Source organism: Thermopolyspora flexuosa, assembly GCF_006716785.1.
Lineage (GTDB): Bacteria > Actinomycetota > Actinomycetes > Streptosporangiales > Streptosporangiaceae > Thermopolyspora > Thermopolyspora flexuosa.
In genome coordinates, this window is sequence record NZ_VFPQ01000001.1 from 2,715,389 (window position 1) to 2,738,110 (window position 22,722).

General features: G+C 73.9%; 19 protein-coding genes. 9 read left to right on the forward strand and 10 right to left on the reverse strand.

What is annotated here, in order from left to right:
- Positions 1–391: 391 nt before the first annotated feature.
- Together FHX40_RS11460 and clsA are read right to left on the reverse strand one after the other, a co-directional pair.
- The gene (locus tag FHX40_RS11460; protein WP_142259593.1) at positions 392–2,899 is read right to left on the reverse strand and encodes a mannose-1-phosphate guanyltransferase; all 2,508 of its coding nucleotides are present in this window, start codon (positions 2,897–2,899) and stop codon (positions 392–394) included.
- A 4-nt stretch (positions 2,900–2,903) separates the two neighbouring features.
- Positions 2,904–3,533 carry a cardiolipin synthase ClsA gene (gene clsA, locus FHX40_RS11465; protein ID WP_189136122.1) on the reverse strand — a complete coding sequence of 210 codons (630 nt, stop codon included), beginning with the start codon at positions 3,531–3,533 and terminating at the stop codon, positions 2,904–2,906.
- A 245-nt stretch (positions 3,534–3,778) separates the two neighbouring features.
- Between clsA and FHX40_RS11470 the strand changes: the two genes are divergently transcribed.
- Positions 3,779–4,381, forward strand: a complete 603-nt coding sequence (locus FHX40_RS11470) for a class I SAM-dependent methyltransferase (protein WP_142259594.1) — start codon at positions 3,779–3,781, stop codon at positions 4,379–4,381.
- 15 nt (positions 4,382–4,396) lie between these two features.
- On the opposite strand, the gene FHX40_RS11475 is transcribed toward FHX40_RS11470, so the two are convergent.
- Entirely contained in the window at positions 4,397–5,080 is a 684-nt protein-coding gene (locus FHX40_RS11475; RefSeq protein WP_142259595.1) for a gamma-glutamyl-gamma-aminobutyrate hydrolase family protein, read from the reverse strand.
- 528 nt (positions 5,081–5,608) lie between these two features.
- Between FHX40_RS11475 and FHX40_RS11480 the strand changes: the two genes are divergently transcribed.
- The gene (locus FHX40_RS11480; protein ID WP_142259596.1) at positions 5,609–6,718 is read left to right on the forward strand and encodes a globin domain-containing protein; all 1,110 of its coding nucleotides are present in this window, start codon (positions 5,609–5,611) and stop codon (positions 6,716–6,718) included.
- A 121-nt stretch (positions 6,719–6,839) separates the two neighbouring features.
- Positions 6,840–7,583 carry an FAD-dependent thymidylate synthase gene (gene thyX / locus FHX40_RS11485; RefSeq protein WP_211350238.1) on the forward strand — a complete coding sequence of 248 codons (744 nt, stop codon included), beginning with the start codon at positions 6,840–6,842 and terminating at the stop codon, positions 7,581–7,583.
- Between the two features lie 63 nt (positions 7,584–7,646).
- On the opposite strand, the gene FHX40_RS11490 is transcribed toward thyX, so the two are convergent.
- Positions 7,647–8,807: an amidohydrolase family protein gene (locus FHX40_RS11490; RefSeq protein WP_229788194.1), complete on the reverse strand. Its 1,161-nt coding sequence runs from the start codon at positions 8,805–8,807 to the stop codon at positions 7,647–7,649.
- A 299-nt stretch (positions 8,808–9,106) separates the two neighbouring features.
- Complete coding sequence (locus FHX40_RS11495; protein WP_142259597.1) at positions 9,107–11,254, reverse strand: anthranilate synthase component I; 2,148 nt, start codon at positions 11,252–11,254, stop codon at positions 9,107–9,109.
- 616 nt (positions 11,255–11,870) lie between these two features.
- Between FHX40_RS11495 and FHX40_RS11500 the strand changes: the two genes are divergently transcribed.
- The 3 genes from FHX40_RS11500 (at position 11,871) to FHX40_RS11510 (ending at position 16,420) form a co-directional block, all read left to right on the forward strand.
- Entirely contained in the window at positions 11,871–13,466 is a 1,596-nt protein-coding gene (locus FHX40_RS11500; protein WP_229788200.1) for a CocE/NonD family hydrolase, read from the forward strand.
- A gap of 121 nt (positions 13,467–13,587) precedes the next feature.
- Positions 13,588–15,840 (forward strand): ATP-binding protein, encoded by a 2,253-nt coding sequence (locus FHX40_RS11505; protein ID WP_142259598.1) that lies wholly within the window; start codon positions 13,588–13,590, stop codon positions 15,838–15,840.
- 115 nt (positions 15,841–15,955) lie between these two features.
- Positions 15,956–16,420: an ATP-binding protein gene (locus FHX40_RS11510; protein WP_142259599.1), complete on the forward strand. Its 465-nt coding sequence runs from the start codon at positions 15,956–15,958 to the stop codon at positions 16,418–16,420.
- A 232-nt stretch (positions 16,421–16,652) separates the two neighbouring features.
- Here FHX40_RS11510 and FHX40_RS11515 read toward each other — a convergent pair whose 3' ends face one another.
- From FHX40_RS11515 to FHX40_RS11535, 5 genes are all read right to left on the reverse strand, one after another.
- Complete coding sequence (locus FHX40_RS11515) at positions 16,653–17,624, reverse strand: Ppx/GppA phosphatase family protein (protein WP_142259600.1); 972 nt, start codon at positions 17,622–17,624, stop codon at positions 16,653–16,655.
- A 57-nt stretch (positions 17,625–17,681) separates the two neighbouring features.
- Positions 17,682–18,098, reverse strand: a complete 417-nt coding sequence (locus FHX40_RS11520; protein WP_170198802.1) for a DUF3592 domain-containing protein — start codon at positions 18,096–18,098, stop codon at positions 17,682–17,684.
- Between the two features lie 122 nt (positions 18,099–18,220).
- Complete coding sequence (locus FHX40_RS11525; RefSeq protein ID WP_142259602.1) at positions 18,221–19,339, reverse strand: 5-methyltetrahydropteroyltriglutamate--homocysteine S-methyltransferase; 1,119 nt, start codon at positions 19,337–19,339, stop codon at positions 18,221–18,223.
- A gap of 63 nt (positions 19,340–19,402) precedes the next feature.
- Positions 19,403–20,203, reverse strand: a complete 801-nt coding sequence (locus FHX40_RS11530) for a DUF72 domain-containing protein (RefSeq protein WP_142259603.1) — start codon at positions 20,201–20,203, stop codon at positions 19,403–19,405.
- A 33-nt stretch (positions 20,204–20,236) separates the two neighbouring features.
- Complete coding sequence (locus FHX40_RS11535) at positions 20,237–20,746, reverse strand: universal stress protein (RefSeq protein WP_142259604.1); 510 nt, start codon at positions 20,744–20,746, stop codon at positions 20,237–20,239.
- 256 nt (positions 20,747–21,002) lie between these two features.
- Here FHX40_RS11535 and FHX40_RS11540 point away from each other — a divergent pair, with 256 nt between their 5' ends.
- From FHX40_RS11540 to FHX40_RS11550, 3 genes are all read left to right on the forward strand, one after another.
- Positions 21,003–21,437, forward strand: a complete 435-nt coding sequence (locus FHX40_RS11540) for a MarR family winged helix-turn-helix transcriptional regulator (protein ID WP_170198803.1) — start codon at positions 21,003–21,005, stop codon at positions 21,435–21,437.
- Between the two features lie 51 nt (positions 21,438–21,488).
- Positions 21,489–21,980: a metallophosphoesterase family protein gene (locus FHX40_RS11545; protein WP_142259606.1), complete on the forward strand. Its 492-nt coding sequence runs from the start codon at positions 21,489–21,491 to the stop codon at positions 21,978–21,980.
- A 130-nt stretch (positions 21,981–22,110) separates the two neighbouring features.
- Positions 22,111–22,710, forward strand: a complete 600-nt coding sequence (locus FHX40_RS11550) for a hypothetical protein (RefSeq protein ID WP_142259607.1) — start codon at positions 22,111–22,113, stop codon at positions 22,708–22,710.
- Positions 22,711–22,722 lie beyond the last annotated feature (12 nt).

Consider the following 22,722-nt stretch of genomic DNA (forward strand, 5'->3'; position numbering starts at 1 on the left):
ACCTACGCTGATGAGGCGCAAAGGTCAAGACGGAGTGCGGAACGACCCTTGCGATGGCCCCAAAGGTACCGCCGGAAAGGGCGGGCGGTCCATGCCGCCGCGCCGCGCACATGATCCTCCCGGCGGCCGGCACGACCGCGGGAGAGCCGAGCGCGCCGGTCGTCGATGACCCTCCGGCGCCGCCCGCCGCAGGAGACCAAGCGTTCACAGCGCTCCTCGTCCGTCGTCCGCATCCGCACCACTTTCATTGATCTTATGACACGGCGGGCGCGTGCAGTATGGGGAACCGGGCGGGTGAATTTCACCACTCGCCGCGGGCCGCGCCGCCCGGCCGGCCGCGCGGCACGCGCGCAATTCCACGCCCCAATTTACCGGCGGTTTCCGGCGGAGGTCAGGAGGATCCGGCGGCCTGCTCGACCACGGCGGCCCAGCGGTCCAGCAGGGTCTGGGCGGCGTCCACGTCGTCGGCCTCGGCCCACAGGTGGGTGACCGCCTCGGCCGGGTCGGGCAGCACCAGGGCCCAGCTTCCGTCCTCCTCCACCACCCGGACCCCGTCGGTGGTGTCGAGGGTGCGGCCCTCGGCGGCCTCCACCACCGAGCGCATCACCGCGCCCTTCGCCGCCCACGGGGTGGGCACGGTACGGCGCAGCAGCTTCGCCTCGGGGATGCGGGCGTCGATCTGGCTGAGCGACAGCCGGGTGCGCGCCACCAGCCCGAGCAGGCGGAGGAAGGCCGCGAAGCCGTCCACGGTGGGGGCGAACTCCGGCACGATGAACCCGCCCCGGCCGTCCCCCGCGAAGATCAGCGCGGGGTCGGCGGAGGCGGCCGAGGTGAGCGCGTCGAGCGCGGTGGAGGTCCACCGCACCTGCACGCCGTGGAAGCGGCACACCTGCTCGGCGACCCGGGTGGTGGTGACCGGGAGGGCGACCGTGCCGCCGCGCCGCTCGGCGGCGACGAGGTCGAGCACGACGAGCAGCGCCCGCTCGTCGCTGACCAGCTGGCCCATCTCGTCCACCAGCAGGATGCGCTCGCCCACCTGGTCGAACCGCACGCCGAACGCGGCCCGGGAGGAGCCGACGAGCTCGGCGAGGCGCTGCAGGTGGCGCCGCCGCTGGGCGAGGGTCTCGGTGGGCGCGGTGTGGTCGAGCCGGTTGTTGACGGTGAGCACCTCCACGCCCACCCGGCCGAGCAGGGCGGGCAGCACCAGCGAGGCGGTGCCCCCGGCGCAGTCCACCACGACCTTCATCCCGGCCTCGCGCACCCCGCTCATGTCCACGCACCGCACCAGCGCGTCGACGTACTTCTCCACCGCGCGCGGCGGGAAGCGCAGCTCGGCGATCTCCCCGGGGAAGGCGCGCCGGTACTCCTGGCGGGAGAAGATCCGCTCCAGCTTGCGCTGGGCGGCCCGGGACAGGTCGGCCCCGTTGCCGTCGAGGAACACGATGTCCACGCTCTGCGGGTCGCCGGGCGTGGTGCGCAGCGCCACGCCGCCCGCGACGTTCTCGGCGGCGGTGTGGAACCGGGTCACCGGGAGCGGGGCGGCCTCCAGGTCGAGCACGTTGATCGCGCCGGCGGTGAGCGCGCCGATCACCGCCCGCTTCAGGGCGCGGGCCGCCCGGGAGGTGTCCCGGGAGGTGACCACGGTGTCGCCCTTCTTCAGCATGGAGGCGTACGCGGTGGCGAGCCGTACGCAGTGCTCGGGGGTGATCTCGACGTTGACCAGGCCGGAGACGCCGCGCGGGCCGAACAGGTTGCGGCGGCCGCGGGACTCCCAGATCACGCTGGTGTTGACCACCGCGCCGGCCTCGATCGTCTTGAACGGGTAGATCTTCACCCCGGAGGAGACGTACGCCTCGGCCTCGACCACGCACTCGTCGCCGACGACCGCGCTCTCCTCGATCCGGGCCGAGCTCATCACGTCGGTGTTCTTGCCGATCACGCAGCCGCGCAGGGTGGCGCCCGGGCCGATGTAGACGTTGTCGTGGATCACCGCGCGGTGCACCAGCGCGCCGCCCTTCACCACGACGTTGCTGCCGAGCACGGTGTACTCGCGCAGCTCGGCCCCGGCCTCGACCTTGGCGTAGTCGCCGACGTAGAGCGGGCCCTTGAGGATCGCCTCGGGGTCGATCGAGGCGCCCTCGGCCACCCACACCCCGGGGGACAGCTCGAACGCGTCGAACTCCAGGCGCACCCGGCCGGACAGCGCGTCGGCCTGGGCCCGCAGGTAGCTCTCGTGGGTGCCGACGTCCTCCCAGTAGCCGTCGGCGACGTACCCGTACAGCGGGGCGCCGCGCGCCAGCAGGCGGGGGAAGACGTCGGCGGACCAGTCGACCGGCCGGTCGGTGGCCACCTCGTCGAGCACCTCCGGCTCCATCACGTAGATGCCGGTGTTGACGGTGTCCGAGAACACCTGGCCCCAGGTGGGCTTCTCCAGGAAACGCTGCACCCGGCCCTGCTCGTCGACGATGATGATCCCGAACTCCAGCGGGTTGGGCACGCGCTTGAGGCCGATGGTGACCAGCGCGCCGTTCTCCCGGTGGAACCGGATCATGTCGGTGAGGTCGATGTCGGTGAGCGCGTCGCCGGAGATGACGAGGAAGCGGTCGTCGCGGAGCCGGTCGGCGGCGTTCCGCACGCTCCCGGCGGTGCCGAGCGGCATCTCCTCGGTGGCGTAGTGGAGCGTCATGCCGAGCTCCTCGCCGTCGCCGAAGTAGTTGCGGATCAGCGCGGCGAGGAACTGCACGGTGACGACCGTCTCGGTGAGGCCGTGGCGGCGCAGCAGCCGCAGCACGTGCTCCATGATGGGGCGGTTGATCACGGGCAGCAGCGGCTTGGGCTGGTTGGCGGTCATCGGCCGCAGCCGCGTCCCCTCACCGCCCGCCATCACGACGGCCTTCAACGGGTCACCCTCCGGTGGTCTGCACCTCGCCGCGCCCGCGGCCGCGCCGCTCGCCGCCCGCGTCCGCATACGCCGCGATGAGCCGGCGTACCTGTACGACATACAACACCCCGGCCCACCAATACAGACCTGTTCCCCAGATGGCGAAGGCCCAGCCGAGCACCCGGGCGGGCTCGGCGTACCAGCCGTCGTGGCCGGCGAGGAACAGCAGCGGGAAGGCGTACAGCAGGCTCGCGGTGCCCGCCTTGCCGACGAAGTGCACCGGCAGCGCCGGGCCGTACCCGAGCCTGCGCAGCACCGGGGGGATCCACAGCAGGAAGGCGTCGCGCGCCACCACGGCGGCCGCGAGCCACCACGGGATGATCCCGCGCAGGGTGAGGCCGGCGAGGGTGGCGAGGATGTAGAGCCGGTCGGCGAGCGGGTCGAGCAGCCGGCCGATCCTGCTCACCTGGTTCCAGGCGCGGGCGAGACGGCCGTCGAGCCAGTCGGACAGGCCGGCGAGGATGAGCACGAGCACCGCCCACACGTCCGCCTGCGGCCCGAGGACCAGCCACAGGAACAGGGGGACGCCGAGCAGGCGGAGCAGGCTCAGCACGTTCGGGATCGTCCACACTCGGTCTTCCGCGCCAGTCACAGCTCGACCCTATAAGGTCCGCTCCGGCGCGCCCGCGCAGGTGAAGGGCGCCGCCGCCGGAGACCCGGGCCCCGGGCGGTCCCGCCGCGGAGGGGCGGGGAAACGGACAGCGATAAAGATCTGCTCGCAAATAAGCACAGCAATGCGCGCGGAGCGGCGATCGACGCAAAGGACGGCAGGGCGACCAGAACAGTTATCTGCGGGAACCAATCCGAAATCGGCGCCGATCCCCCTACCGTACGGCCATGGCGTCGGAAGCAGCCTTCTTCCTCGGACAGTTCCTCCGCTCCCCCGTCACCACGGGCGCGATCATGCCGAGCTCGCGGTACCTGGCGGCGGCGGTGGCCACGCCGATCCTGGAGCGCGGCGATCCGGTCGTGGTCGAGCTGGGGCCCGGCACCGGCCCGTTCACCGCGGAGATCCAGCGCCGGCTGGGCGGGCGCGGGCGGCACATCGCCGTGGAGATCAACCCGCGGCTCGCCCGCCGCCTGGCGGAGCGGCATCCGCAGGTCGAGCTCGTGGTGGACGACGCGGCGCGGCTGCCGCACCTGCTCGCCGAGCGCGGGGTTCCGGCCGCGGACGTGATCGTCAGCGGGCTGCCGTGGGCGTCGTTCACCGCGGGGGTGCAGGCCCGGCTGCTCGACGCCGTGCTCCGCGCGATGCGGCCGGACGGGGCGTTCACCACCTTCTCCTACGCGCACGCCCGCCCGCTCGCCCCGGCGATCCGGTTCCGGCACCGGCTGCACGCCGCGTTCGAGGAGGTGGTGCCGGGCCGTACCATCTGGCGGAACCTGCCCCCGGCGTTCGTCTACCACGCCCGCCGGCCCCGGGCGGCGCCGGTGACCTGAGCCCGGCGCGCGGGGCTATGCAGCGGCCTCGACGAGGGCCGCGAACAGGCCGAGGTCGCCGCCGCGCTCGGGGTGCCACTGCACGCCGACGGCGAACCGGTGTCCCCGCAGCTCGATGCCCTCGACGATCCGGTCGTCGGCCCAGGCCACGGCGAGCACGTCGGCGCCGAGCCGGTTGATCGCCTGGTGGTGCCGGAACGCGATCTCGGCGCGGTCGCCGTACACCTTGCCGAGCCTGCTCGACACGCTCACCGTGAGCGCGTGCGGCGCCGCGGCGGCGTGCCGGTCGTGCCCCACCGTGTCAGGCAGCCAGCGGATGAGGGAGCCGCCCTGGGCCACGTTGAGCACGTGCATGCCGCGGTCGATGGCGAGGATGGGCAGGCCGGCCTCGACGGCGGCGCGGCACAGCGCGAGCTCGAAGAAGTCCCGGTGCGGCTGCGGCTCGGGGACGCGATCGTCCCTGGCCTCGCCGTAGGTGGCCGGGTCGACCTCGACGCCGCCGGCGAGGACGATGCCGTCGAGCCCGCGCAGGTAGTCGTCGATTCCCCCGGTGCCGAGCGGGGGGAGGATCACCGGCGCGCCCCCGGTCTTCTCCACGGCCTGCGCGTACGCGGGCGGGGACAGCACCGCCTCGCGGACCCAGGTGCCCCAGCGGGCGGCTTCGAGGTAGGCGGTGACACCGATGAGCGGTCGAGGCATGGGGTCTCCCAGTGGTTCACGCGCGGAACGCCACCCGGATCTCGGCTCCGGCACGGCGCCTGCCGGGCAACGCACCCATCATGGCGCACACCTTTTCCCAAATGTCACTCTTCTCGCGCTTTTTCCCAGCCCTTTCCCTCGGTTCCCGGCGGGCCGCCGCCCCGGCCGTTCCCCGAGGCCGGGTACGGCCAGGCCGGGAGCGCCCCGGGCCCGTTCCCGGCCCGCGCCGGCCCACCCGGCCGCCGCGGCACGCCGCACCGCCGCCCGAACATGAAACAAGAAAATTAGTCGCCTTTCTTTGTCAGGACGCGTCCCGGTAGCGGAGAGTTCATTCGCGGAATCAGATCCCCCACTACCGGACGCAGAAATTCACCCCGTTTCCCCCTGGTGCGTGCCGCGGCGTTCGGAAACGTGAAAGACTCGCCTCCAGGCGACCGGACGTGCCGGGATGTGAGAGATGTCCGTGATTCAGGCCGCCGGAAATGCACAGGGATCGGATATTCCCGATCGTGGGGGTCGTGGTGTGAAATGCCGCTGCAGCCACATCTGTTGAAGGAGAGCTTCGCGTACCTCGAACCCGTGGCGGACAAGGCCATGGCCTATCTCTACGGCCGCCTTTTCGCGGCGAAACCACAGCTTCGCGGCATGTTTCCCCCGGCCATGGACGTCCAGCGCGACCGGATGTTCCAGGCGCTCGCCCGGATCGTGCGCAGCGCCGACAGCCCCGAGGAGCTCGCCTCCTACCTGGCCGGGCTCGGCCGCGGGCACCGGCTGTACGGCGTGCTCCCCGAGCACTACGCGGCGATGGGCGAGGCGCTGCTCGCCACGCTGCGGCGGTTCGCCGCCGAGACCTGGTCGCCCGAGGTCGAGGCGGCCTGGACGGCGGCGTTCGACCTGGTGGCGAAGCGGATGATCGAGGCGGCGGACGCCGGGCCGGACGACCCGCCCGCCTGGTGGCTCGCCGAGGTTATCGGCCACGAGCGCCGCACCCGGGACATCGCGGTGCTCACGCTGCGCCCGGAGCGCCCGCTCGCCTTCCGGCCCGGCCAGTACGTGAACGTGCAGAGCGCGCGCTGGCCGCGGGTGTGGCGCAGCTACTCGATCGCGAACGCGCCCCGCCCGGACAACACGATCCGGCTGCACGTGCGGGCGCTGCCCGGCGGCTGGGTGTCCACCGCGCTCGTCGCGCACACCCGGGTCGGCGACACGATCATGCTCGGCCCGCCGATGGGCGCGATGGGCCCGCCCGAGGGGGACCGCGCCGTGCTCGCCGTGGCGGGCGGCACCGGGCTCGCCCCGCTCAAGGCGATCATCGAGCACCTCGCGGACAGCGGCCGCGCCCCGGAGATCCTGCTGCTGCACGGGGCGCGCACCGCGGCCGAGCTGTACGACCTGGCCGACCTGTCCAAGCTGGCGGGCCGCTGCCGACGGCTGCGGGTGGTGCCGGTGGCCGAGGAGCCCGGGTACACCGGCGCCCGGGGCCGGTTGCCCGACGTCGTGGCGCGGCTGGACCGGATCGCCGACCACGAGGCGTTCGTGTGCGGCCCGGCCCGCATGGTCGACCTCACCGTGCAGCGGCTCCGCCAGGCCGGCGTGCCGCCGTCGCGGATCCACCGCGACGTCGTCGTACCCGCATAGCCCCAGCCCGCGTGGCACGCCGGCACGCCCCGCCGCCCCGGCCCCCGCGGCCGGGGCGGCGCGGGGGCCGTTAGAGTGGCGGAGCGTGAGCAACGGGGTGGCAGCACGGGGAGGCGACGCGGTGAGCGCCGTGACGAACGCCGAGGAGATCGACGGCATCCGGTTCCGCAGCGACATGACGGTCGAACTGGTCAAGCACGCCGCCTCCGACGCGGACGTGATCTGGGCGGCTCGGGTCTCGACCAAGGGCGAGAGCTCGCTGGAGGAGCTCGAGCGCGACCCGGAGCGGTCGAAGGGGCTCATCCGGTTCCTCATGCGGGACCGGCACGGCACGCCGTTCGAGCACTCCTCGATGACCTTCTACGTGCGGGCGCCGATCTTCGTGTTCCGCGAGTTCATGCGGCACCGCACGTTCAGCTACAACGAGGAGTCCGGCCGCTACCGCAAGCTGCAGCCGGAGTTCTACGTGCCCGCGCCCGACCGCAAGCTGGTCCAGGTGGGCAAGCCGGGCAAGTACGAGTTCGTCGAGGGCACCGAGGAGCAGTACCGGCTCGTCGTCGAGGCGACCAAGCGCAGTTGCCGCCAGGCGTACGCGGCGTACCTGGAGATGCTCGAGGCGGGCGTCGCCCGCGAGGTGGCGCGCGGCGTGCTCCCGGTGAACCTCTACTCCTCGATGTACGCGACCTGCAACGCCCGGGCGCTCATGCACTTCCTGTCGCTGCGCACCCGGCGTGAGGGCTCGGCGTTCCCCTCCTTCCCGCAGCGGGAGATCGAGATGGTCGCCGAGCAGATGGAGGCGCTGTGGGCGCGGCTGATGCCGATCACCTACGAGGCGTTCCAGGCGGCGGGGCGGGTCGCCCCCTGACGCCCGGGCGGGCCGCGCCACCGCCTTTACAAGTAGATCCGGTACGGCGGGCGGCGCGGCGGCCTACAGCCGGTAGAGGCGGCGGGCGTTGCCGGAGCCGATCATGTGGATGATCCGGGCGGCGTCCGCCGGGCTCCACTCGCCCCGGTCGAGCCGGGCCGCGGCGGCGCGGGCGAGGCCGCGGCGGTGGAACACCGCGGCCAGGTGGCACATCTCCGCCACGCCCCGGCACGCCGAGCCGAACAGCACCTTGTGGAACGGGGCGAGCTCGAGCACCTCGCCGATGATCGCGGCCGACCCGGCGCCGGCGTGCGCGAGCGTGGGCCCGACGTCCACGTAGACGTGCGGGAGCACCGCGGCGAGGTGGGCGGCGTGCCGGTGGTACGGGTAGCAGCCGACGAGGATCACCGGCACCCCGGCGGGCCGCACCGCGCGCAGGAACCCGGTCAGCGGCGCGGGGTCGGTGCCGCCCGGGTCGGCCTCCGGGTCGCCGTGGCCGGTGACGATCTGTAGCGGCAGGCCGCGGTCGCGGGCGACGTCCACCGCGGTCCACAGCAGGTGCGCCACGAGCACCGGGTCGGCGAGCGGCGTCTTGGGGTCGGCGAGGCGGCGCCCCGCGGCGGCGATCACGGCCGCCCGGGCGGGCCGGTCCGGGCCGAGGTAGTGGCCGTGGCGGCAGGCGGAGACCGTCTTCAGGCCGACCGCGCGGGCCGACCGCGTGGCGAGCTCGTCGAACAGCCGCCCCAGGTACTCCACGGCCGCCGGGCCCTCCTCGGCGACCGCGCGCTCGACCTCCTCGACGCGCACGATCTCGTCCGCGGCGGCCCCGCCGTACCGGCCCATCTCGGCGAGCGAGAGCATCTCCGGCCCGGCCTCGGCGGTGTCGACGAGGAACGCCACCACCCCGGCCGCGGACAGCAGCCGCCGGTTCACCTCGGCCGCGCCCAGCTCGGCGCGGGCGGCGAGGTAGACCGCCGGGCTCACGTGCGGCTCCAGGCCGAGCACCGGCCCGCACCAGCGGCGGATCGCCGTCCCGGCCGGGCTGTCGAAGTGCGTGGTGCCGGGCGGCGCGGGCGCGCCGGACCGGCTGATCAGCGGCTCGAACTGGGCGCGCACCAGGTCGTCGCGCCGGACCGGGTGGCTGTGGTGGTCGAACAGCGGCGCGAGCAGCGCCTCGCGGACGGTCTCCGGCAGCCGTTCCGCGACCACGTCGTCCGCGGTCAATCCCCCACCTCGCCCTTCCGCCCGTCTCGGCGCGCGGCGGTCGCGCGCCGGTCGCCGGTGCGGAGCGCGGCCGCGCGGGCCCGGTCCGCCGCACGGCCGGTGCGGGCGCGCCCCACGCCGCGGAGAGGGGCCGCCGCGCGGGGGCGCGCCCGCCGAGGTGCTCCGCCTCGGTCCCTCGGGACGACGACTCTACGGGCCCGCCGGGGCGCGGGAGTCCGGGTTGGACGGGTCTTTACGCTGCCCGTCCGCGCCCGCCGCGGGCCCGCCGGCCGCCACCGCACCGGCCGGCGGGCGCGGGCTCAGCCGCGGGCGAGCCGCAGCACGTTGGCGATGATCTTCGCCCCGGCGCCGCCCTTGGTGGTGAGGATCGACTCGGGGTGGAACTGCACGGCGAAGCGCCGGTTCGCCGGGTCCTCGATCGCCATCACGGCCTCGTCGGGCGTGATCGCGGTGACCTCGAAGCCCTTCACGCCGGGCCGCTTGGCGTGCAGCGAGTGGTAGCGGGCCGCGACGAACTCGTCCGGCAGGCCGTCGAGCAGCACCCCGCCGCCGAGCCGGCGCACCCGGCCCCGCTTGCCGTGCTCGGGCTCGGGCAGCAGCTCGAGCGTGCCGCCCGCGTGCTCGACCATCGCCTGCAGGCCGAGGCAGACGCCGAACACCGGCAGCTTGCGGCCGTAGACCACGTCGAGCAGCGCCGAGGTGCCGAAGTCGGACGGCCAGCCGGGGCCGGGTGAGAGCACCACGAGGCCGGGGCCGATCTCGTCGATCATCTCGATCGGGAAGCCGTGCCGCAGCGTGGTCACGTCGGCGCCCTGCTGCCGGAAGTAGTCGGCGAGCGTGTTGACGAAGGAGTCCTCGTAGTCGACGAGCAGCACCTTCATGCCGTCGCCGGGGCGCTCGGTCACGGTGGCGGCCGCGGCCTCCTGGGCCGCCTCCCCGTGGCGGCCGCGCTCCACGGCGGCGAGGGCGCCGAGCAGGGCGCTCGCCTTCAGCTCGGTCTCCCGCTCCTCGGCGGCCGGGTCGGAGTCGTACAGCAGCGTCGCGCCCGCCCGCACCGTGGCGACGCCGCCGCGGATCTGCGCGGTGCGCAGGGTGAGGCCGGTGTTCATCGAGCCGTCGAAGCCGATGTAGCCGACCGCGCCGCCGTACCAGCGGCGGGGGGTGGGCTCGTGGTCCTCGATGAACTGCATCGCCCAGTTCTTCGGCGCGCCGGTGACGGTGACCGCCCACATGTGGGTGAGGAACGCGTCGAGCGCGTCGAACTCGGGGCGCAGCCGCCCCTCGATGTGGTCGACGGTGTGGATGAGCCGCGAGTACATCTCGATCTGGCGGCGGCCGATCACCCGGACCGTGCCCGGCACGCAGATGCGGGACTTGTCGTTGCGGTCGACGTCGGTGCACATGGTCAGCTCGGACTCCTCCTTGACCGAGCTGAGCAGGGTGCGGATCGCGTCGGCGTCCTCGACCGGGTTGGCGCCGCGGGCGATCGTGCCGGAGATCGGGCAGGTCTCCACCCGGTCGCCCTGGACCCGCACGTACATCTCGGGCGAGGCGCCGACCAGGTGCTCGCCGTCGCCGAGGTTGAACAGGAACTCGTACGGCGCGGGGTTGCTGGTGCGCAGGCCGCGGTAGAACGCGGTCGGGTCGGCGCAGGGGGCGTGGAAGACCTGGCCGGGCACGACCTCGAACAGGTCGCCGCGCTTGAACCGCTCCTTGGCCTCCTCGACGACCTTGGCGTACTCCCCCTTCCTCGGGTTCGGCGGGATCTCGTCCGGCACCGGGGGCAGCGGGATCGTCTCGCCGGTGCGCTCCAGGCCGCGCGTGGAGACCCCGTCCACGGTGAACTCGTAGCGGTACTCCTTGCTGGTCTCCCGCTTGCGGTCGATCACCATGATCCGGTCGGGCAGGTGCAGCACGAGGTCGCGCTGGTCGGCGGGCCGCTCCCGGGCGAGCCGTACCGGCTCGAACTGGAAGGCGAGGTCGTAGCCGAACGCGCCGTACAGGCCGAGGTGGGCGTCCGGGCCGGCGAACGCCGCGATCACCTCGCGGATCGCGGTGAACACCGTCGGGCGGCGGCTGCGCATCTCCTCGGGGAGGATGTCCTCGCTCTCCGGGATGTACACCTCGACGTGGTCCTCGGTGGGCTCACCGGTGGGCTTGCCCGCGTTGAGCAGGCAGGAGGTCACCACCGGGAGCACCACCCGGCCGCGGTCGTTGAGCGCCCGCGCGCCGATCCGGCGGCCCCGCGCGACGATCTCCAGGCAGGGATCGACGTACGCCAGGTGCCACCGGCTGTACCGGCCGGGGTACTCCATGCCGGAGGAGAGCACTCCGCCGCGCCGCTCCCCCAGGGTGTCGACGACCTCCTCGAGGACCGACTCCGGCACGTCGCGGACCTCTACCTCGACGCCGACTCCACCCGCGGTGGTATATCCGCTCGTCTCCATTCCGTCACCCCTGCGTCGTCTCGGTGATCGGCTGACGCCTGGATGGCGGACACGAAAAAGGGCCGCCCGTCCAGGCGGCCGTCTGGCTCATGTGGATGCGAAACCAACGCCGCCTAGAAGCGGCGCCACCACTGCCGGTACGGATGGTTTCGCATGGCCTGCATGCTAGCGAGCGGGGGCGCACGCGGCAACACGGACACACCCGCGCCTCAGCGGCGTCCAGCGCCCCGGAACCCGTCGCGCGCCGGGATGACCGCCGGAGGAGTCAAGCACGCCGAAAATACTCTTTTGAGCATTTAGACCAATTTCGTACGGCGATGCCCGCGTTTCCGGGCATGCCGGAACCGCCGGAATGCGCGCGAGTGCGGACCGAGCTCTGATCGGCCGCTGAACCTCCCGCGACCGGCCGCTGACCCCGCGCGGGGGAAGAACAACGGTGCCGGTCCGGCCCGGGACCGTTGCGCGACGCGGACCGGGCCGGCACGGCGCGCGGAGACCGGCCGCCACGGCGGCCACCGGCCCCGGCGGTCCGGCCGGTCGCCCGTTACGACCGGTATATCATCTGTCACAACAGGTATACCAGCGAATGGCAAACGGTCGCCGACGGGGAGGGCCCATGCCAGGGGCGGCGCACCGGGTCATCGTCAGACGCGACCTGCCGGTGCCCATGCGGGACGGTGTGACGCTGCTCGCCGACCGCTACATCCCGGCCGGGGTGGTCCGGCCGCCCACGATCCTCATCCGCTCGCCGTACGGCAGGCGCGGCGCGATCGGCCTCGCCTACGGATGGGCGTTCGCCCGGCGCGGCTTCCAGGTGGTGCTGCAGAGCTGCCGGGGCACGTTCGGCTCCGGCGGCGAGCCCGACCCGCTCGACGAGCACGAGGACGGCATGGCCACGGTGGAGTGGCTGCGCTCGCGGCCGTGGTACGGCGGGCGGTTCGCGATGCACGGGCCGAGCTACCTCGGCTACACCCAGTGGGCGGTCGCGCCGTACGCCCGCGACCTCGCCGCGATGGCCGTGCAGGTCGCCGCCTCGCAGTTCCGCGACGCCGCCTACGTCGGCGGGTCGTTCGCCCTTGAGTCGTCGCTGATCTGGACCACGCTCGCCGCCGGGCTCGGCGGGCCGCTGGGCCGGGCGCGGGCGCTGCTCGCCCCGCACCGCACCCGGCGGGCGGTGCGCACCGGGCGGCCGGTGAGCGAGCTCGACCTGCTGTGCGCGGGGCGGCCGCTGCCGTTCTTCCGCCAGCTGCTCACCCACCACGCCGACCCGTCCGCGCCGTACTGGCGCAAGCGGGACTTCTCCCCCCACGTGGGTGAGGTCGAGGCGGCGGTGACCATGCTCGCCGGGTGGTACGACGTGTTCCTGCCCTGGCAGATCAAGGACTACCTGGCGCTGCGCGCGGCCGGGCGGCGGCCGTACCTCACCATCGGGCCCTGGTACCACCTCGACGTGCGGCACTGGCCGGTGGCGCACGCCGAGGCCGTCGCCTGGTTCCGCGCCCACCTGCTCGGCGACGCCTCCGGCCTGCGCGCCAACCCGGTGCGGCTGTACGTCACCGGCGCGGGCGAGTGGCAGGACCACCCCGACTGGCCGGTGCCCGGCATGCGGCCGGCCCGCTGGCACCTGCAGCCGGGCTTCGCCCTCGCCGAGGCGAACCCGGCGGACTCCGCGCCGGACCGGTTCCGGTACGACCCGCGCTCGCCCACCCCGGTGATCGGCGGCCCGGTGCTCGTCGGCAACTCCGAGCCGCGGGACAACCGGCCGCTCGAGGCCCGGCCGGACGTGCTCGTCTACACCTCCCCGGCGCTGGGTGCGGACGTGGAGGCGATCGGCCCGGTGACCGCCGAGGTGTTCGTACGGCCCAGCCGGGAGCACGCCGACGTGGTGGTGCGGGTGTGCGACGTGCACCCCGACGGGCGGTCGCTCAACGTGTGCGAGGGGGTGCGGCGGCTCGCCCCCGGGGTGGCCCCGCCGGACGCGGACGGGGTGCGCCGGGTGCAGGTGGAGCTGTGGCCGATCGGGCACCGGTTCCGCCGCGGGCACCGGATCCGGGTGCACGTGGCGGGCGGGGCCTACCCGCGCATCGCCCGCAACACCGGGACCGGCGAGCCGCTGCTGCGCGACGGCGGCGCCATGGTCCCCACCGAGCTGGAGGTCTTCCACGACCCGCGGCGGCCGTCGGCGGTCATCCTGCCCGTGGTGCCGCGCTGAGCCCCGCCCGGTCCCGCGGGCGGGCGCGCCGGCGGAAAGTTTCACCACTGTTCCTCGCGCCGAGCAATGACGGTTTGTGATACCGGCTCGGGGATCTGTCCTGACCGGCGACTTTCGGGCGATGCACCGGAAGGGCTTACCTTTTCCCTTCTTGGGTGGATTAGGATTGGTGCCCTCCGCGATTTTCGACACACATCACGATGGGGACGAGGTGACCGGCCCGGATATTCAGCGGTGGGCGGGAAACCTGCCTCCGGACACGTCCGACTTAATCGGACGCGACGGTGAGCTGACCGAAATAACCCGGCTCCTGGCCGGCGCCCGGCTGGTGACGCTGACCGGAATGCGGGGAATCGGAAAAACCTGCCTCGCCCGTGCCGCCGCCGCGCCGGCGCGCCGGCACTTCGCGCACGGCGCCTGGTTCGTCGAGGTCTGCGGCCAGACCGACCCGGAGCTGCTGCCCCACGTGGTGCTGCGCCCGCTCCGCGCCCAGGACCAGTCGGCCCGGCCCGCCGAGGAGGCGCTCGCCGACTACCTCGCGGACAAGCGGATGCTGATCGTGCTCGACCTGCTCGACGCGACCGACGAGCTCACCGGCGCCTGCGCCACGCTGGTGGGGAACCTGCTGCGGGCCGCGCCGTACCTGCACGTGCTCGTCACCGCGCCCGCGCCGCTCGGCGTGCCCGGCGAACAGGTCCGGCCGGTGCCGCCGCTCGACCTGCCCGCGCCCGGCGCCGACCCCCGCCAGGCCGCGGCGATGCGGCTGCTGCTCGCGCGCGCCCGCGCCGCCGCGGGCGTCCCCGACCCGGACGAGGCGGACGGCGGGGCCGGGGGCACGGCCGGCGCGCCCGACGGCCGGTGGGACCCGGACGACCTCGCGGAGCTGTGCCGCATGCTCGGCGGCGTCCCGCTCGCGATCGAGCTGGCGGCCGCCCGGCTCGCCGGCCTGTCCGCGAAGGTCGCGGTGGACGGGCTCGGCGGCTGGATCGCGCGGCACGAGGACTCGCCGGGCGTGATCACCCCGGAGGGGCGGCTGCGCGCCGTGATCGACTGGACCCACGAGCTGTGCGAGCCGGCCGAGCGGCGGCTGTGGGCCGAGCTGTCGGTGTTCTCCGTGTGCTTCGACGCGCAGGCGGCCGAGTACGTGCACCGCGGCGGCGGGGCGCGGGCGGACGCGCCCGTGCCGCTCGACGGGCTGGTCCGGGCCGGGCTCGTGGTCCCCGAACGCGTCGACGCCGACGAGCCGCGCTACCGCGTCCCGGCCGCGGTCGCCGCGCACGGGCGGGAGCGGCTGCGCGAGCGCGGCGAGGAGTCGATCGTGCGGGAGCGGCACCGGGACTTCTACCTGCGCCGGGCCCGCGACGGCGAGGTGGCCTGGGCGGGCCGCGCCCAGTTCGAGTGGTACCGGCGGCTCGTCCACGACCTGCCCAACCTCCGTGTGGCGCTCCGCTACTGCCTGCGCCGCCCGGCCGAGCACGAGCAGGGCCTGCTGATGGCCTGCTCGCTGTGGTACCTGTGGCTCGCCGCCGGGCTCGTCCGGGAGGGCCGCCACTACCTCGAGCGGTTCCTGAAGGTGGCGACCGCCCCGTCGGCGACCCGCACCAGGGCGCTGTGGGTGTGCGCGGCCGTCGCCGCGACCCAGGGCGACCTCGAGCAGGCGCGCAGGCACGCCCACACGTGCGTGTCCCGGGCCGAGCACGAGCGCGACCTCGCCGCCGCCGGGTACGGCAGGCACGTGCTGGGCACGGTCGCCCTGCTCGAGCACGACGACCAGACCGCGATCAACCGGCTGACCGAGGCCATCGGGTGGCACCGCGCCACCGGCGAGCTCACCCCCGGGCTGCTCGTCGGCCTGCCGCAGCTCGCGGTCGTCTACGACCGCGCCGGCGAGCGGCAGCAGGCCAGGGACCTGCTCAACGAGGCGATCACCACCTGCAACGAGGCCGGTGAGCTGTGGGCGCGCAGCATCGCGGTGCACGTGCTGGGCGTGGTGGACTACGGGGCCGGGGATCTCGACGCGGCCTGGGCGCACGCCCGCGACGCGCTGCGCACCAAGCGGGTGTTCGGCGACGTGGCCGGCATCGCGATGTGCCTGGAGCTGCTCGCCTGGGTGTCGGCGAAGCGCGGGGACGCGGTGCGGGCCGCCCGCCTGCTCGGGGCGGCGCAGGAGAACTGGAGCCTGTACGGCCTGTCCCACGCCGGCCACGTCGGCGACATGCCGCAGCACCACGAGTGCGAGCGGATCACGCGGCGGGCCCTCGGCGAGGCCGCCTTCGCGGCGGCGTTCGAGGAGGGCAGAGGGCTCGACCTGAGCGACGCGATCGCCTACGCGCTCGGCGAGGCCGTCCCCGGGATGCCCGGCCGCAGGGGCTAGCGCGGCCCGCGCTCCGGCCGGGCCCGTTCCAGCCTGATGCGGGGAAATACCGGTGAAATCACGTTTCGGCCGCCTTGTGAGGGCATGTCGATAGATGTGCCTTCAAGGAGGTGGCATGGAGGTGATCATCACGGTGCGGCTTCCCCGGGACGCCGCGAGCGTTCCGGTGATCAGGGGTATCCTCAACGCGGCGCTCCGGGTGATCGGAGTCGCCCCGCAGGTTCGTGACGACATCCAGCTCATGCTCGCCGAGGCCTGCACCAACGTCGTGCTGCACGCGCGGGCCGCCGACGAGTACGACGTGACCGCGCGGGTCTGCGAGGACCTGTGCGTGCTCAAGGTGACCGACCAGGGCGGCGGGCTCATCGACGAGTCCGTCCCGGCGGCCGCGGGCCTCGCCGAGACCGGGCGCGGCCTGAAGATCATGGAGGACCTGGCGGACGCCATGCTCGTGGCGAATTTCCCGGAGAGAGGGCTGAGCGTCCATTTGGAAAAGGTCCTGCAGTTCGCCCCGGACGCGCTCGGGGAAAGGCTGCAGGTGGCATCCGCGAATGGGGCGAACACGCACCTGAGGCGGTAACCCGCACACGGCGGGAGGAAACCCGAGGAACGGGGCCGGCACCGCGGGGAAAACGCCGAGCCCGGGCGGGCGGGGGCGACCTGGGGAATTTCCGGCCCGCACGGCGAGGTGACGCGACACCGCGGGGTGTCCGGACGACAGGCAGGCCGTACGGCATCCGGGCGGAAACGGTCCGGCGCGCGCCGCGCCGTCGCGGACGCGCCGCCGACCGCGGGCCGCACGGCCGGTGAGATCAGACGAGCAGGGGAATCGTGACCGCGGCGCCGTTCGCCGGCGCGCCGGTCATGGTGTCGAGGCGGCGCAGGATCACGCCCTCCCGGAGCGCCCACGGGCACAGCTCCAGCTCGGGCAGCTCGAACAGGTCCATGGCGGCGTCCGCGACGATCGCCCCGGCGAGCAGCTGCGGGGCGCGGGCCGCCGACACGCCGGGCAGCTGGGCGCGCTCGGCCGCGGGCATGCGCGCCAGCCGCGCGGTCCACTCGCGCAGGTCGTCCCGGCGCAGCACCCGCTTGACGTAGGGCCCCTCGGCGGAGGGCGCGGCCCCGGTGATCCGGGCGAGCTGGCGGAACGTCTTGGAGGTGGCCACCGCGTGGTCGGGCCGGCCGTACCGCAGGATGCCGCCCGCGACCCGGCCGAGCTCGGCGCGGACGTACCGCCGCAGCCGCCGTACCTCCTCCTCCGGCGGCGGGTCGGCGGTGAGGTGGGTGCGGGTGAGCCGCCCGGCGCCGAGCGGCAGCGAGACGGCGGCGTCCGGGTCCTCGTCGATGCCGGTGGCGAGCTCGAGCGAGCCGCCGCCGATGTCCACCACGAGCAGCCGCCCGGAGGACCAGCCGAACCAGCGGCGCACCGCGAGGAAGGTGAGCCGCGCCTCGGCCTCCCCCGGCAGCACCGGGATCTCCAGCCCGGTGCCGGCGGCGATGCGTGCGAGCACCTCCGGCCCGTTGGCGGCGTCCCGCAGCGCCGAGGTGGCGAAGGCGAGCAGGTCCTCCACGCCCTTGTCCTCGGCGATGCGCAGCCCGTGCTCGATCGCCTCGCGCAGCCGCCGCTCGCCCTCGGCCGACAGCCGCTCGCCGTCCGCCATGTGCTCGGCGAGCCGCAGCTCGGACTTGTGGGAGTACGCCGCCAGCGGGCGGGCGCCCGGGTGGGCGTCGACCACGAGCATGTGGACCGTGTTGGAGCCCACGTCGAGTACGCCAAGTCTCATATGCGCAACGTACTACCCGCGCGCCCGCCGCCGATGTCCCCGGGCGGGGCGCGCCGCCTAACCCCCGAGGACGGCGATCAGGACCCCGACCGCCACGAAGATCAGGCCGAACGCCGCGAAGAGGACGCCGTGCAGGCCGCCCCTGCCCGAAAGCCGGTCGACGCGCACCTTGCCGGGGTCGGCCGGGTCGTAGAGCACGTACACCGCCTCGCCGACGAAGCCCACCGGCGGGAAGGAGGCGAAGACCGACTTCGCCTCGACCGGCGTCCCGTCGAGCGTGGTGAACGCGACCACCGGCCGGTACAGCGTGCTGGAACCGCCGCCCGAGAAACTGCTCAACTCCACGATCCGGCCGGGCACCCGTACCGCCCGGCGCCGGAACCGCCGGGCGTTGACCACGATCCACGTCCCGGCGATCACGCACGCGAGCCCGGAGAGGCCGAAGATGAGAGCGGTCTGGTACGGCTCAGGCACCACCTGCTCACTCCCGATGGCGTGGCGGCGGGTGCCGCCCGTGCCGCGGCAGGGCGGGCACGGCGGGAGGCGGGCACCCGCCGCGGGTCATCCGTCCTGCGGCCCGCCGCTGCCGGCCGCCGTCAGAGTCCGCCCCAGACCTCTTGGGCGGTCTCGACGATGAGGCGGAGCTTGGCGACCTGCTGCTCGTGGGTGAGGGCGTTGCCCTCGACCGTGGAGGAGAAGCCGCACTGGCCGGAGATCGCGAGCTGGTCGATGTCGATGTACTTGCTCGCCTCCTCGATGCGGCGCTTGAGCACGTCCTTCGACTCCAGCTCGCCGCGCTTGGTGGTGACCAGGCCGAGCACCACCATCTTGCCCTTGGGCACGAACCGCAGCGGCTCGAAGCCGCCGGAGCGCTCGTCGTCGTACTCGAGGAAGAAGCCGTCGACGTTGAGCTCGTTGAACAGCGCCTCGGCCACGAAGTCGTAGCCGCCGGAGGCGGCCCAGGACGAGCGGAAGTTGCCGCGGCACATGTGGGTGGTGATCGTCATGCCCTCGGGCTTGTTCGCGACCGCGGCGTTGATCTGCTTGATGTAGCGCAGGTGGAGGTGCTCGGCGTCCTCGCCGCGCTCGGCGATCTGGGCCCGCTGCGCGGGGTCGTTGAGGTACGCGAGGCTGGTGTCGTCGAACTGCAGGTAGGTGCAGCCGAGCTCGCCGAGCCGCCGCACCTGCTCGGCGTAGACCGCGGCGAGGTCGGACCAGAACTCCTCGATGTCCGGATAGACGGACCGGTCGATGGCGGCGGGCCCGCCACGGTAGTGGACCATGTTCGGCGAGGGGATGGTGAGCTTGGGGGTCGCGGTGGTCACCTGCTCGGCGAGGAAGGTGAAGTGGTCCCCGAAGATCGTCTCCTTCAGGTGGAGCCGCTCGCCGACGTGCAGCGCGGCCGGGGTGAACTCGATCACGCCCTGCTCGTTGCGGAACCGCACCTTGATGGTGCCGGGCGCCTTGCCGATGCCGCCGATGCGGTAGATGAAGTCCATGTGCCAGGAGTCGCGGCGGAACTCGCCGTCGGTGGCCGACTTCAGCCCGACCTCCTCCTGCATCCGCACCACGTCCCGGATCGCCTCGTCCTCGACCCGGCGCAGCTCCTGGGCGTCGATGCGGCCCGCGGCGAAGTCCTCCCTCGCCTTCAGCAGGGCGGGCGGACGGAGCAGGCTCCCCACGTGATCGGCGCGGAACGGCGGCCTAGTGCGCATGCGGCTTTTCTCCTCGACGTTCACATAATCCACAAATCGGGTCGAAGGAGGAGCCTAGAAGATTTACCGCCGCGCCGCGAGGGTGGAGATCGCCGGCGTTCGCGTCACCTCGAATCCGGCCGCGCGGGCGATCGCGGCGAAACGCACCGCGTCCCGTACGGCGGCGCCACCGGGGTCGTTGTTGAAATACACGTAGCAGTCCTGGTCGAGCGGCCGCACGCCCGTTTCGCCGGGGCCGGCGGCGCCGAGCCGGTCCACCCAGGAGCGCAGCGCGGCGTCGCCGTACGACGGCCACGGCCGCGCCCGCCCCTCGTGAAAGCGCACATAGGTCCATCCGGCGGTGCGCCACAGCGGGGTGAGCGGGCGGCCGAGCCGGTCCGACCAGCACAGCGCGGCCCCGTGGGCGGCGAGGATGTCGCGGATCTCGTCGGTCCACCAGGAGTCGTGGCGCGGCTCCACGGCCACCCGCGCCCGGCCGCGGAAGCAGGCGAGGCAGGCCGCCAGCCGGTCCGGGTCGGCACGCAGGGTGGGCGGAAGCTGCAGCAGGATCGGGCCGAGCCGGTCCCCCAGGCCCTCGGCGGCGTCGAGGAGCAGCCGTACCGGCCCTTCGGGGTCCTTGAGCCGTTTGATGTGCGTGAGAAAGCGGCTCGCCTTCACCGCCATGACGAAGTCCGGCGGGGTGCGCTCGCGCCAGGTGCGGAAGGTCTCGTGGCCGGGGAGGCGGTAGAAGGCGTTGTTGTTCTCCACGGTGGCGAACGCCGCGGCGTAGTGTTCCAGCCACCGTCGTTGCGGCAGGCCGGGCGGGTAGAGCACGTCCCGCCAGTCGGCGTACTGCCATCCCGAGGTCCCCACATGCATCGGCATGGCCGACGCCCTACCCGCGAAGCGCGGGCTCTGTCAGCTCCCGGGCGCGGGGTTCGCGGTGTGGGCGACGAGGCGGACCGGGCAGCAGGCGGAGCGGGCGAGCTCCAGCGCGGGGCACCGGTGCAGGCGGCGGGCCCAGCCGCCGCGGCGGCGGGTCCCCACGTACACGGCCGAGGCGCGGCTCGCCATGGCGATCTCCGCCAGGGCGTCGGCCGGGCGCCCGTTGGCCACCAGGAACTCCCAGTTGAGGCCGCGCGGCTCGGCCACCTGGACGCAGTGCAGCCAGGCCTCCAGCTCCAGCGCGTCCCGCCACTCGCTCACCACGGCCGTCGCGTAGGGGGCCATGAGCACCATCATCTCGGCGAGCATCGGCTCGGCGCGGACGTGCACGCACAGCAGCCGGGCCTGGGTGTCGACCGCGTCGCCGGCGGCCTCGGTCAGCGCCGCCAGCCCGGAGGACGTGCCGTCGACGCCCACCACGACGATGCCGTTCGCATGGGAGCTGTCCGTGTCACCGCTGATCGGCCGCGGCTTGGAAATCATCCGTATCACGCCCCATGTCGCGCATGCGGGGAAAAATGCATAGCATGCTATATTTCACTCTTCATAGTACGCTGTGGAGTTCGGGAGGGGAATGGGCATGCCGGTCGCGGACCCGAATTCCACCCCGGACGGGGCGGGTACCACGATCGATCCCACTCTTCCCGTGAATTCCCCCGCGACGCAAGGGGACTCACCGGGGAATCACCGGTTACCGGGCTCCGATCCGGGCGGTCATCCGGACACCGCGCCCGATACGGTGACGGACGCCGCGCCGTTCGTCGCCGCGGTGATCGACATCGTCCGCGCGGCACGCCGTACCGGATCGGCGGGCCGCGGCCTCAACGGCCAGGGCATCTCGCTCTCCCAGCTCGTCGTGCTCACCGCGGTCGGTACGGCGGGCAGCCGCGGCGTCTCGGCGATCGCCGAGGAGGCCGGGCTCGCCCAGCCGAGCGTGACGCGCACCCTCGACACGCTGCACCGCCGCGGCCTGGTGCGCCGGGACCGGCATCCGGGCGACGGCCGCAGCACCCAGGTGGCGCTCACCGAGGAGGGCGCGCGGCTGGTCGGCGGCAAGGCGGCGGAGGTCCACACCCGGCTCGCCGAGATCTGGCACGATGTGCCGCCCGAGGCCCGCGAGCACGTGCTCGCCTTCCTGTCCCGCCTCGCCAAGGTCGTGGAGACGCTGGGCTGACCCGGCACGCGCGGGGCGTGATGCGCCGTTTCGACCGGTAAGGAGTGTCCTGTGCGGATCGTCGTCCTGTCCGACACGCACGCGCCGCGCCGCTGGAAGGCGTGCCCGCCGCGGGTGGCGGAGTGGCTGCGCGAGGCGGACCTCATCCTGCACGCGGGCGACGTGTGCACGGCCGCCGTGCTCGACGAGCTCGCCGCGTACGCGCCGGTGCGGGCGGTGCTCGGCAACAACGACGGCCCGGACGTGACCGCGTGGGGCGCACCGGTCACCGACGAGTTCGAGGCCGAGGGCGTGCGCATCGCCATGATCCACGACGCCGGGCCCGCCGCGGGGCGCACCGCCCGCATGCGGCGCCGGTTCCCCGAGGCCGACCTGGTGGTGTTCGGGCACTCGCACATCCCGCTCGACGAGACCGGCGACGGCGTGCGGATCTTCAACCCGGGCTCGCCCACCGACCGCCGCCGGCAGCCGCACGGCACCATCGGCGTGCTGCACGTCGAGGCCGGCCGCCCGATAGCGGCGAAGATCATCCCGGTAACCTGACCGACGCCCCTTCTCCCCCTCCGGGTCATCTGGTTGGGTGGTATCTGGAGGTTTGCTTCGTTCCCCCCATCGGTGTGCCGTGCGGCGAATCGGGCGGGAGGGGGAGCGGAGACGACAGGGGGAGGAACCAATGCTGGAGCTGGTCGGCGCCGTCGCCTCCCTGGGGGTGACGCTGGTCCTGGTGCTGGGCGCCATGCTCGTGGTCTCGGTGATCATGCTGGCGTTCATGGCGGCCCTCATCGCGGGCACCTACCTCACCCCGTCGGCGATCCGCCGCCGTCTCCTCCGGCTGCGCCGGCTCCTCGCCGGCCTCCGGGACCTCCTCGGCGGCGGCCTCCGCGAGCAGGGAGGCGGTACGGCGTCCGGCGGCCCGGCGGTCCCCGCCTCGGGTCCCGCCACCGGGCAGGCCGGTGAACGGTCCTTCGCCCGCACCGCCGCGGGCCCCATGACCGCGCGCGGCACGGCGGGCGACGCCGCAGGGCGGCCCGTCGCGGGCGCCGCGGATCGCCCCGCCGGTACGGCCGGCGCGTCGTGGCCGGCGGCCGCCCCCGCCGCGTCCGGCCGGAGCCCGGAGAGGTTCGCCGGGGCCGGGGTCGGGCCCCTGCCCAGGCGCCGGCCCAAGCTGCCGCCCGCCCCGGCGCCGGAGCCCGCGACCGCGCCGGAGGCCCGCCAGGAGCGGACCGCCACCCGCCCCGGCGCCCCGGACGACGCCGAGCGCCCCGCGGCCTGAGCCGCGCCTCCG

Bases quoted from the DNA above. Each gene is read 5' to 3' on its own strand.
- FHX40_RS11500 (WP_229788200.1), top strand. From the start codon at position 11,871: ATGCCAGGGGCGGCGCACCGGGTCATCGTCAGACGCGACCTGCCGGTG.
- FHX40_RS11530 (WP_142259603.1), bottom strand. From the start codon at position 20,203: ATGCCGATGCATGTGGGGACCTCGGGATGGCAGTACGCCGACTGGCGG.
- FHX40_RS11470 (WP_142259594.1), top strand. From the start codon at position 3,779: ATGGCGTCGGAAGCAGCCTTCTTCCTCGGACAGTTCCTCCGCTCCCCC.
- FHX40_RS11475 (WP_142259595.1), bottom strand. From the start codon at position 5,080: ATGCCTCGACCGCTCATCGGTGTCACCGCCTACCTCGAAGCCGCCCGC.
- FHX40_RS11535 (WP_142259604.1), bottom strand. From the start codon at position 20,746: ATGATTTCCAAGCCGCGGCCGATCAGCGGTGACACGGACAGCTCCCAT.
- FHX40_RS11480 (WP_142259596.1), top strand. From the start codon at position 5,609: ATGCCGCTGCAGCCACATCTGTTGAAGGAGAGCTTCGCGTACCTCGAA.
- FHX40_RS11510 (WP_142259599.1), top strand. From the start codon at position 15,956: ATGGAGGTGATCATCACGGTGCGGCTTCCCCGGGACGCCGCGAGCGTT.
- FHX40_RS11515 (WP_142259600.1), bottom strand. From the start codon at position 17,624: ATGAGACTTGGCGTACTCGACGTGGGCTCCAACACGGTCCACATGCTC.
- FHX40_RS11495 (WP_142259597.1), bottom strand. From the start codon at position 11,254: ATGGAGACGAGCGGATATACCACCGCGGGTGGAGTCGGCGTCGAGGTA.
- FHX40_RS11525 (WP_142259602.1), bottom strand. From the start codon at position 19,339: ATGCGCACTAGGCCGCCGTTCCGCGCCGATCACGTGGGGAGCCTGCTC.
- FHX40_RS11505 (WP_142259598.1), top strand. From the start codon at position 13,588: ATGCACCGGAAGGGCTTACCTTTTCCCTTCTTGGGTGGATTAGGATTG.
- FHX40_RS11550 (WP_142259607.1), top strand. From the start codon at position 22,111: ATGCTGGAGCTGGTCGGCGCCGTCGCCTCCCTGGGGGTGACGCTGGTC.